Below are 10,349 nucleotides of genomic sequence, written 5' to 3'. Positions count from 1 at the left end.
ACCACTCAGGCGCTGGTGATGCTGGCTCGCAAGCTTGCTCGGGTGGTATTCGCCTTGCTGAAAGGGCAAAGCGAATATCAGCCAAAAGCCAGTTGAGGGCTTTCCCTCAACCATAGAATCTCCCACAGTGGTCCGTGGTGGAACACAGATTTGTTAACGACGCTGATCCCTTGTGGGAGCGAGCCTGCTCGCGAAGAGGCCATGACATTCAACATTGATATCAGTTCTAACCTTTTCCGTTCACGTAGCGCCTTACCACCGCTGCACTCCTGTCTGCAGAACGGCCTCACCTGGCTTCCTCGGTTAAGGTGAATTTGGGCGCCCTCCTCGGGCGCCTTTTTTTATGAGAGGACGAGCGGCCACTCGGCCAGCGCTCGGTAGCGGCCCTTATGGGATTCGAACAGGGTGAAGTGATCGGCCCGCAGATAGAACTCGGGCGGCGTCGCTGACTCAGGCACCGGCACCCGGTAATCACGCATCAGCGTCAGGTGCGGGCGAAACTCCTTCGGCGAATCCTCAAACCCGAACGGCAGCATTGCCTGCTCAAGCGCATACACCAGCCGCAGCAACTGCGGTGATGCCTGCTCCGACGCGAGTACCAACACCCCTGCCCTGCGCCAGACATCCAGCCGATCAAGCGCCACCCTCAAAGGCACACCCGGCGTTCGAATGTTGGCAGCGGCCGTGCAGATATCGGCGATTTTCGCCACTTCGACAGCCCCCAAAAACTTCAACGTCAGGTGAAAGTTTTCCACCGGCACCGGGCGTCCGTTCCTGAGCTCAAGCGCGCTGCGCCATTGGGCGATGGCCCGACGTTGCTGGGGTGTGCAGTTCAGGGCAAAAAACAGTCGTTTTAACGGCTCATGGGATTCGTCGCTCATCTCTGGCACCTCCTGACATCCAAGTTATAGTTCATGCAAACGATTCAACTGGAGGGGGCCATGCGCGAGATCATCAGCAAGGAACCGTGGTGGGCCGTGCCACCGAAACCCGGTCAGGATGAGTCCGAGCTGGAATGGGGCTGGCTGGTTCATTACAACGAAGGTGAGCCGCGCTTCGAGTTCATTAAAGAGCGGCCGACGGACAGCGAGATTCGTAATCGCAAGAGTTGCAGGACCACTCCGACGCCGGAGTGATCCTGTCGTTGGTTTCAGGCTTTGACGATCATTTCGAACCCGCCAAAGATCAACCGCTGACCATCGAATGGCATCGGGTTGACGTCCGGTTGCATGCGCGAATCGTTCATGAGTTTTGCCATGCCTGCATCGCGGGTGGTCTTGTCCGGCCAGATGATCCAGGAAAACACCACGGTTTCGTCTTCCTTGAGTTTTACTGCCATCGGAAACGAGGTCACTTTGCCGTCAGGGACGTCGTCGCCCCAGCATTCGGCGACGCTGAGGGCGCCGCTTTCCTTGAAAATGACCGCGGCGGTTTCGGCGTGCTTCTTGAATTTTTCGCGGTTGACGGTGGGTACGGCTGCGATGAAGCCATCAACGTAGGACATGGTCGTTCTCCTTGGGTTATGGGGCGATCTGCTGGTTAGTCGATTCCGTCGGTGCCCAATCGACAGATCCACCGCCCGAACTGACCGACGGTACTTCGGCGCTCCCCGCCAGATTGCCCTCGATCTGCGCCGCCATGTAAAACGTGCCGGCCATCACGCCGGTGGTCGGGTTTTGCACCAGCTTCAGCCAGGCTTTGTCGAACGTGTTACCCAGACTGCTGCGAATCAGAGCTTCGCTGTCAGGTCGGTCACTGGCCTGGATCAAGGCGCGAATTCCCGCTACCCCCACGGTAATCAGTCCTCCAGCCAGTTTCCCTGCCGCCGCGGCCACTGCACTGGCCGCCCCTCGCGGGGCCATTTCGGCTTCCATCCGCTTGCTAGCGCGCTTGGCCACCGGGGCCATGGCGGTGTCTGTCGAAGCCACCCCCTTGTCACCGCCGGCCTTGTGGATTTTCTCGATCAGCGCCGCATAGGCCGGCAGCGTATTCAGTGGTTGGGTGTGCACCACTTGATACAGCGAAGCGTCCCGGGCAGGCGGTGGCCCGAGGGCGATGGCGGGGATTTTCTGGATTCGGCCATTGAGCTGAGCCATCGGCACGCCGTGGCGCTGGGAGATTTTTTGCAGTTCTTCCTGAAGGATGTCGACGTAGAACGCCGTTGCCTGGCCGAGAATCGCATCGGGATCGATTTCCACCGAGACCGGCGCCAGCACGCGCTGTTGGTATTGCTCCAGCAGATAGGCTGCCAGGCGCTTGGCCGAGGCATCCTGCTCGCCCTTGGCGCTGATGGTGTACCAGCTGACCTTCATCGACAGCCATTCCTGGGTCCAGTAACTGCTGAACCAGGGAATGAAGTTCTCTTCGGTCAGTTGATAGACCCGCGTTCGCCAGTAATCCATGGCACCGCGCGCGTAGATTTTGGTCTGCTCGGTGGCCGATTGCGACGCCGCGACAATCTCTTGGTCGACCATCTGCCAGGTGCTTTGGGGAACAACCACCGGCACCACTTCCACCGGGGCACGCGCAGTCGTGACGCATCCCGCCAACACCACCAACACGGCGACGATCAGCGAACGCACGTTCAAGATCGCGGTTCCTACAGACTTGCCCGAACGGGATGTCCGGTGGTTCAAAGGTCTATTAATTTGAGTATAGGTGTCGGTGTTTGTTCGCTTGGGGTTGAGGTGTTCTTAAGGGCCTCTTCGCGAGCAAGCCCGCTCCCACATTCGACCGCATTCATCCGGGAGAACTCGGTTAAATGTGGGAGCGGGCTTGCTCGCGAAGAGGCCGGATCAGACGGCGAAGATCCCACCATCACTTATGTCGATATTCACCATCGCCGCGAATGCCTTTCGCGTAAAAACCGTCAGCGTAGGATCAGCCCTATCCCAACGCAAACCCCCGCATCGGAGGGGCGAATCATGATTATCCATCTCCTGACCTGCCTGGCCCTGACGGCCATGACACTGAGCATTTTTTCCTGGTACGTCCTGTCCGAGGAGCGCACGTCATGATTCACTCCGTGACCCTGGCCGTAAGCTTTACGGTGTTTGGCAACAACTACTATTCCCAGTCATTCGTTTCGCGCAAAACGTTCGAACTGGTGTTCGACAAAAACTTCGAGACGCTGCTGATGCCGTCCGCCGCCAATCACTTCAACAATGAAGTGATCGGGCTCAATGATCAGTTCCGGTTCCTGAGCGATGTGCTGGAAGAGCACCTGCTGGCGACTGAGCTCGCCACTACCGCCCCCCGGAATCGATACTTCTGAGCAACTGCCCCAGGCCCTCGGTAAAACAGGTCGGTGAGTTCAAGGAAAAACGCTCAAGCAGGCGACTGTTGTCGGCTCGCGAATGTTTGATATCACCGGAACGCGGCGCGTCGTAATTCAATGTCAGCGGCCGCCCCAAAAGCTCGCTTAACGTCGCCGCCAGTTCGTTAACGCTGGTGGATCGGTTAAACCCGACATTGACCGGCTCGTTAATCGGCTCTGGCTCACCGACTGCCTGTACCAGGATCTTTACGAGGTCATTGACGTATACAAAATCCCTTGTTTGCTCCCCATCACCGTAAACCGTGATGGGGAGTTTTTTTTGCGCCCTCTCGCTGAAAATGCTGATGACACCGGAGTAAGGCGATGAAGGGTCCTGACGGGGTCCGTAAATATTGAAAAACCGCAGAATGACCGGTTCAAGACCATGCTGACGGCGATAGAAATCGAGGAAATGTTCACTGGCCAGCTTGTCGGCGGCATACGGCGTCAGTGGATTCTTGGGCGTGTCCTCGGTAATCGCCATGCCCTCGCCATTGTTGCCATAGATCGCCGCACTGGACGCGTAAACCACTCGTCTTATGCCTGCCTCGCGCATGGCTTCGCAGATATTCAGCGTGCCGACGAAATTGCTTTGGTGAGTGGCGACCGGGTCATCGACCGACGCCTGCACCGAGGCCACCGCCGCCAGATGCACCACCGCGCTACAGTCTTTCATCGCCCGCTCCACCGTCGGCGCGTCGGCGACATCCCCCACCACCAGGGTCAAATGGCAGCGATCAATCGGTAAGTTCGACAATTTTCCACTGGAAAGGTCGTCCAGAACCCGAACGCTATAACCGCTTTCCAGCAGTGCTTCGACCAAGTGCGAACCGATGAAACCGGCACCGCCCGTCACAAGAATTCGTTCAGCAGTCATGATTTATTTACTCCCCGGTGCAGTGGTGGTTGTTTTATCCATTGCAATGAAGTCGCCTATTTGCGAAATCAGTTCACGGCTGTCACTGAGCATTCGTTGCCAGTCGGTGGGAAAGCGAACATTCAACGGCAGTTGATCGATTCTCCAGCGCGGCGACAGGGGGCGATCAAACCGGGCGGCGACCTGCAAGCCCATCTCGCTGGCAGCGAACGGCCCACGCAACACCGTCGGCGTACGACCGGCGCTGTCGACGGCCTGGACAACATGGGCCGGCAACCACTCGCCATCGGGCATGCGAACGCGCAGCGGCTGGCCAATCGCGGCGTAGCTGATATTCAGCGGTTCCAGATAAATCCACAGCAGAGGCTCTTCCAGCCGCTCAAGGCGCATCAACAACGTACCCGCACCGACGTTCTCGCCGGGCGTGACCAACACCTCCGCAATGCGACCGCTCTGCGCAGCCTTGACCGACAACGCGGCGAGGCGCGTTTTCAACCACTGTTGCTCGGCGGTCTGTTGAATGATTTCGCGCTCCACGCTCAATGGCGACTGATGAGCCAGTTGATCGCGGCGCTCGAACGCCAACAGGTCCGCTTTAAATGCGTCAAGTTCGGACTGGGCGGCCAGCACTTCTCCACGAGACACGGCGCCTGATTCAACGAGGCCTTCAAGCACCTGCACGCGCTCCTCCGTCCTGCTCACTCGGGTCCTGAGCAACTGACGCTCCCTCGTGTCCAGTTTGGCGTTGGTGACGGGCACTGATTTCTTCGGCATTGCGGCAAGCTGCGAGAGCCGCGCACGCCATTCGGGATTGTCGAGACTGACCAACGGCTGATCGATCTGGACCTGCTCCCCGGCCATGACGAACAGCTGATCGACCCGACCGGCATCCCGTGCGCGGACCTCAAGAATCGGCAGGCGCAATTGCGCCGGCGCGTCGATCATCACCAGGCCATACGTCAGCTTCGCTCCCAGCCAGATCAAGGGGCTCGCGACCAGGAACAGGATCAGATACCAACGCGCGCGAAACGCCATGCGTTTGCCCGGCGCGTAGAGCACAGTCAAACCCTGTTCCTGGGTGGGGTTCAGTTCTTTGCGACTATCGAATCGAATCTTCATGACGGCTCACCGTTTTGGAAAGTCTCGCCAGGCTTGCCAGTCAATACCGGCAATCCCCCGTGGTTGCAGCTGTTCGCGCCAGACACGGGTCTGGTGCTGCAACTGCTCAGTCGACGCGCCGGCCCAGGATTCAGTGGCATCCAGTTGCGGCTCTGTGCTTTGCGCCAGGCGAAATTGCAGATCAGGCCAACGTTGGGCGATCTGCTCTGCCATGCGTGCGCTGTTTTTCGGATTACGGGTGTAGATCATGAGGCTGACCTGACGCACGCCCGCCTCGGGAAGCGCGCAGGGCAGACAGGTTTTGCCGGGTTTTGCCTCAGCGAACCAGCGATGGTGGCTGGAGATTTCTACCGGCCAAGGGCTGGCGGCGGAGGCTGCGCGCAAGGTATCGAGCAAGTCCTTCAAGCGCTGATCCGGGACTGGCACACCCAGTTGTTCGAGTTCCAGGTCCAGGTGCAGGCTGGTGAATGAAAGCCCCTTCAGCTTCGCCAGTAAGTCAGTGAGCTGATGACGGTCCTGCGGCTCCATCCAGGCCGGATCACCGAGCAACAGGCTGACTTGCACCCCCTTGCCGGCCGCGTCCTGCAGCAATTGCGCCAGCCGTTGGCGCGTGGTGGCAAGGTCTTTCAACTGGGCGGACTTGAGGCCAAGGTAGATCTTGTCCATCCCGGCCTTACGCAATTGCTCGAGTTCCGCCTTGCGTTGATCGGGATCGAGCAACGCTTCGCTGTCCCAGACATAACTGGCCTGGGACCAATGGCTCGACGGCGCCACCGCTGCCTGAGCCGGCAAGGGTTGTGCGGCCAGTATCATCGGGGGCAACGACAGCGTCAGCAGCAGAAGTATCGATCGCATCATCAAAACCTCGTGGCTCGTTTAAGCACCCACCACGGCGCCATAGAGCTTTCTTCGTGGCCCCGGCGAAAGATCTCGTTGAGCATGGCCACTGCGCTCCAGCACCGCAGGAGAAGCATGAACAGCGGGAAGAAAGGCACCAACAATCCCAGGACACTGTCCTTTGCAGGTCGGTCGGACACCATCAACAACATGGCGGCAAATAACATCGCGGTGATCATCAGGTACAACGAATAAATCAGTACGAACAGAAACAACAGCGTCTTGCCCGGCAAAACAAATAGCGCCAGCAAGGTGTAGCTGAAGATGAGAAACGGCAGCACCAGCTGAAAAAAGAAGCCGCTGAGCAGGATCATCAGAAAGCTCGGCCAGCCCAACAACCTGGGGTTGATGTTGTGGTGGTGCTTGCGGATGTACAGAAAAAACAGGTCGCCATCCCAGCGCAAGCGCTGCATCAGAAACTGACTGAGGGTCGACGGTGCGTCGGTGTGTCCAATTGCTTCCGGCTCGAAGGGAATCCTCAAGTCGTGTCGCTTGAAGTAACTCTTGATGCGCAACGTCAGGTCCAGATCCTCCGCGGTGTGCGTGTTCCAGCCACCGATTTTCACCAGGAAGCTGCGGCGGAATGCCCCGAAGGCCCCCGAGACGTTATTGACCAGGTTCCATTCGGCCAGACCGATTTTCGACATGTGGATGGACAACAGGTATTCCAGCGCCTGCATCGCGGTCACCCACGAAGCCCAGACATTGCGCACTCGCAGGCTACCGGCGACCGCAGGCACCGTCGGGTCCTCGAAATGGCGCACGATGGAGCTGACCATGTTGTTGTCGAAGGACGTATCTCCATCGAGTGCCATCACGATTTCACCGCTGGCAAGCGACAGGCCGGCGTTCAATGACGACACCCGCCCGCCCCTCTGCCATTTCGCAATCGGGCGCAAATGGCGTCTGGGGTACAACTTCGGGTCCACGTTGAACTTGCGAACGGCGCTGAGCGTCGGCTGGTTCACCGTGGCCCCATCCACCACCGGAATCATCTCGATGTGGCCGGGGTACGTCTGCTCGCACAGGCTTAACAGCGTGGTCTGAACGTCCATTCCTTCGCTGTAGCAGGTAATGATGCAAGAGACCTTGGGCCGATAGACACTGATCTTCGGGACACGGGAACGCCGACGTGCGAACCAGCGCAATACCCCCAGCATCACCATGATCATCAGGGGCAATTCAAAGATCAGAAACAAAGGAAAAAGCATGAAAAACACCCGGCTCAAACCATCCGGCCCCATGAGCGAGCTGAGTGCGCTGAGGAGTTGCTCCAGAAAAGGGCTCATGGCGGTCACGCCAACTCACTGGCCAGACGGGCCAGTAGTAGTTCGCCATCTTCCTGCTCGAGCAGATCCTGGGGCGCCGTGATGCTGACGACACGCAAGGAAATGTCGCTGACCTCCGGCGCTGAAAACAATTCGGCGACCCGGCTCAAGCGTTGTTTGACGGTTTCCAGGCCCTTGTCATCGGTATGCGGAAGCATGATCCAGAAATACTCTTCGGTACTTCGAGAGCAGCGGTCCGTGTCCCTGACGGTTTCTTTCAAACGCTCGGCCACGCTATCGATGAAGGCATGACCGTGATGTTCACCCAGGCGAGTCAACGTATCGGCCAGGTTGACGAAGCGCAGGCCGAGCAGTGAGAAGGCAGGCGTCTGGTAGCGGCGTACGACTTGCATCTGCCAGGTCAGCAGATCATAGAAATCCTTGCCGCCTAACAGATTGAGTCGACCGAAGTGATGGACCGTCTGATCGCTGAACTCCTGACGGCAGCGGAAACGGCCGGCCTCGGCCAGGCGGAAATCTCTGACCTCGCGGACTCGCAACTTGTCAGGCGTGTGTGACAGGCCGCAATCCAGGCAGCGCGCCTGCACGTCGGCATCGACAAAAAACGCCTGGCATGACCGACAGCGATAGTTCTCCATAGGTCGGTCGTAATCACTGCCGATATGGCGCAACCGGTTCAAGCAGTTGGGGCACAACAACACCCCGTCTTTGAGAAAGTTTTCCTGTGGCCCCACATGCCCACAGGTAAAGCAGTGCAATGAAGGCTGACGTGAAATGTCCAGGGCCTGGCATTCGGCACACACATCAATGTAATTGAGCCGGCCCGAGCCACACTCCGAACACAGGCGAACGCGATCGACCAGAACCCCCTCTTGCAGCCAGTCCTGCTGCACCATCAAGCTGAGCCAGACAAACGAGTTGACCTGCTCGTTATCCGCCAGGGCGTCCAGCAACGGATAGCGATAATGCTGAGGCACCTCCGGGTCTCGAAGGGCATAGATGTGCGCGTTGTCGCGCAACCACAACCACGAAAGCACCCGACTTTCAAAACGCTCGGGGGCAGTACCCTGTTTGAACAACCTGTAGCGTTCTTGCCACACGCTCCAGAGGGTTCTGATTTCGTTGGAATCGACAGGGCACCCACCATCACCCAAGGCTTCACACCAGCCGTTCTGATCACGGCAACAGTAAATGAGGCTGTAGCGATAAGGGGGAATGACGCGCAACTTTCGAAGCACCCGCCCTGCGTAAGCGGCCGGCAGGTCCAACAGCACGACATCGAAGGTGGGGGCAGCCAACAGGCTGGCTATATCGGCAAAGTGTTCAATCTCTGGACTGTTCAAGCTGGGAGCTCTAATGCCCAGTATTGCAATCCGTGGAGTTTGAGTCGGCATGACGCATGGCCTCTGCAGACAGACAAGTACGTTTAATAGGAGTTAGAAACACTAGCACCGCATCGGAAAAACGTCAGTATTATTATGAAGTTATTTTTTGATATATAGACCGCCAATATTTCGCCATCAACGTTAATTGGATCCCGCCTTTTCCACCGAGTTTCAGCGCGATAAATCGCCCAATCACGAGCAATAATAATTGCTTATATTTCATAGTGTTATACACACTAAGTAACTTAATATTTACAGCCACACTCACTGCTATTTAATGGCCATCATTGATAGAGCTACGCCATTTAACGGCATCAGCAGTTAATTCCCATTTGCGACAAAATCTTTACGTACCACCTGCATATTAATAAGTTCAAAGTGTTTTTATACCAAAATGACTCACTTATAGAACCAGAATAGGCATGAAATAGTTACATGAGTGAAACACTCCTGTTTCAACAATGAACATTAGATCAAATCTGACAACTTTCTTACTCGGCACAAACATCCCGAAGGCAACCCCGCAACCAGCGATGCACAGGATCGGCCTCCAGCCGCGGATGCCAGAGCATGGCGACGGTGAACGCCGGCAGAGACAACGGCAGTGCAAAGCTGTGCAGGCCGGTGCGCAGACTGGCGGTGTGGCGTTCGGGAACGCTGGCGATCAGGTCAGTGGCCCGGGCGAGCGCCAGCGCAGTGGAGAAGCCTGCAACGGTCGTTGCTATGTGCCGCTCCAGTTCCTGGAACTCAAGGGCTTCATCAATGGGTCCCTTGTCGAGCCCCCGCCGAGAGACGCTGATGTGGTTGCCTGCCGCATAACGCGCGGGAGTTATCTCACCTTCGCTCAGCGGATGCCCCCTTCGCACGACGCCAATAAAACGATCCCGAAACAATCCCTGGGTACGCAACTCCGGCCCGTTGGCCTTCCCCACCACACCCGTTTCCAGATCGACCGTCCCGTCGCGCAGTGACGCGCTGTCTTTGTCGGGTTTGTGCATGAAGCGCAGCCGTACGCCAGGGGCTTGCTCGGCGACGCGGGCAATCAGGTCCGCGCCAAAATTCTCGACAAAGCCTTCACTGGTGCGCAGCGTGAACGTGCGGCTCAGCTGTTTGAGGTCGGGTTGCTCGGCAGGTCGAAGGACTGCTTCTGCGTCCTGCACCAGCTGACTGACCCGCTCGCGCAGTTCGAGCGCGCGCGGGGTGGCAACCAGACCCCGTCCGGCCCTGACCAACAGCGGATCGCCGGTGGTTTCACGCAATCGCGCCAGCGCCCGGCTCATGGCCGACGGGCTCAGGCGCAAGCGTTTGGCGGCGCGCGCCACGCTGCCTTCAGCGAGCAGCACATCAAGGGTGATCAGCAAGTTTAAATCGGGAGTGGACATGGGGCGCCCCGTGGCAGAGTGATATGGCGTTGAACGCACGTATCAAGTGCAAACGGTGCGCCTTCCGCCATGTTAGGCCGGGGC

11 protein-coding genes and 1 pseudogene are annotated in these 10,349 nt (G+C 58.0%); 3 read left to right on the top strand and 9 right to left on the bottom strand.

Annotation, left to right across the window (positions count from 1 at the left end; translation table 11 throughout):
• Positions 1 to 96: pseudogene (locus tag KGB03_RS12040) on the top strand (IS110 family transposase); the annotation flags it as partial.
• Between the two features lie 245 nt (positions 97 to 341).
• On the opposite strand, the gene thpR reads toward KGB03_RS12040, so the two are convergent.
• Complete coding sequence (gene thpR / locus KGB03_RS12035; RefSeq protein ID WP_192409617.1) at positions 342 to 881, bottom strand: RNA 2',3'-cyclic phosphodiesterase; 540 nt, start codon at positions 879 to 881, stop codon at positions 342 to 344.
• A 60-nt stretch (positions 882 to 941) separates the two neighbouring features.
• Here thpR and KGB03_RS12030 point away from each other — a divergent pair, with 60 nt between their 5' ends.
• Positions 942 to 1,136 (top strand): hypothetical protein, encoded by a 195-nt coding sequence (locus KGB03_RS12030; RefSeq protein WP_008151815.1) that lies wholly within the window; start codon positions 942 to 944, stop codon positions 1,134 to 1,136.
• Positions 1,137 to 1,150: 14 nt separating this feature from the next.
• On the opposite strand, the gene KGB03_RS12025 is transcribed toward KGB03_RS12030, so the two are convergent.
• Together KGB03_RS12025 and KGB03_RS12020 are read right to left on the bottom strand one after the other, a co-directional pair.
• Positions 1,151 to 1,504 carry a DUF1428 domain-containing protein gene (locus tag KGB03_RS12025; RefSeq protein WP_223527175.1) on the bottom strand — a complete coding sequence of 118 codons (354 nt, stop codon included), beginning with the start codon at positions 1,502 to 1,504 and terminating at the stop codon, positions 1,151 to 1,153.
• A gap of 16 nt (positions 1,505 to 1,520) precedes the next feature.
• A complete protein-coding gene (locus KGB03_RS12020) occupies positions 1,521 to 2,588 on the bottom strand; it encodes a hypothetical protein (protein ID WP_223527174.1) in 1,068 nt (355 codons plus the stop codon).
• Between the two features lie 425 nt (positions 2,589 to 3,013).
• Here KGB03_RS12020 and KGB03_RS12015 point away from each other — a divergent pair, with 425 nt between their 5' ends.
• Positions 3,014 to 3,274 (top strand): hypothetical protein, encoded by a 261-nt coding sequence (locus KGB03_RS12015; protein WP_223527173.1) that lies wholly within the window; start codon positions 3,014 to 3,016, stop codon positions 3,272 to 3,274.
• On the opposite strand, the gene KGB03_RS12010 is transcribed toward KGB03_RS12015, so the two are convergent.
• From KGB03_RS12010 to KGB03_RS11985, 6 genes are all read right to left on the bottom strand, one after another.
• Positions 3,246 to 4,193, bottom strand: coding sequence for an NAD-dependent epimerase/dehydratase family protein (locus KGB03_RS12010; protein ID WP_218537763.1), 948 nt, complete (start codon positions 4,191 to 4,193; stop codon positions 3,246 to 3,248). The genes KGB03_RS12015 and KGB03_RS12010 overlap by 29 nt on opposite strands.
• A gap of 3 nt (positions 4,194 to 4,196) precedes the next feature.
• Complete coding sequence (locus KGB03_RS12005; RefSeq protein WP_218537762.1) at positions 4,197 to 5,312, bottom strand: HlyD family secretion protein; 1,116 nt, start codon at positions 5,310 to 5,312, stop codon at positions 4,197 to 4,199.
• Positions 5,313 to 5,318: 6 nt separating this feature from the next.
• A complete protein-coding gene (locus tag KGB03_RS12000; RefSeq protein ID WP_218537761.1) occupies positions 5,319 to 6,170 on the bottom strand; it encodes a hypothetical protein in 852 nt (283 codons plus the stop codon).
• On the bottom strand, positions 6,170 to 7,498 hold the full coding sequence (locus KGB03_RS11995) for a glycosyltransferase family 2 protein (protein WP_218537760.1): 1,329 nt from the start codon (positions 7,496 to 7,498) through the stop codon (positions 6,170 to 6,172). The genes KGB03_RS12000 and KGB03_RS11995 overlap by 1 nt, the downstream gene beginning before the upstream one ends.
• Before the next feature lie 5 nt (positions 7,499 to 7,503).
• On the bottom strand, positions 7,504 to 8,892 hold the full coding sequence (locus tag KGB03_RS11990; RefSeq protein ID WP_223527172.1) for a diguanylate cyclase domain-containing protein: 1,389 nt from the start codon (positions 8,890 to 8,892) through the stop codon (positions 7,504 to 7,506).
• 482 nt (positions 8,893 to 9,374) lie between these two features.
• Positions 9,375 to 10,265 (bottom strand): LysR family transcriptional regulator, encoded by an 891-nt coding sequence (locus KGB03_RS11985; RefSeq protein ID WP_223527171.1) that lies wholly within the window; start codon positions 10,263 to 10,265, stop codon positions 9,375 to 9,377.
• Positions 10,266 to 10,349 lie beyond the last annotated feature (84 nt).

The organism is Pseudomonas sp. BF-B-26 (genome assembly GCF_019956495.1).
Taxonomy (GTDB): Bacteria; Pseudomonadota; Gammaproteobacteria; order Pseudomonadales; family Pseudomonadaceae; genus Aquipseudomonas.
The sequence above is the reverse complement of the archived record's forward strand: the minus strand, read 5'-3'. Positions and strand labels throughout refer to the sequence as shown.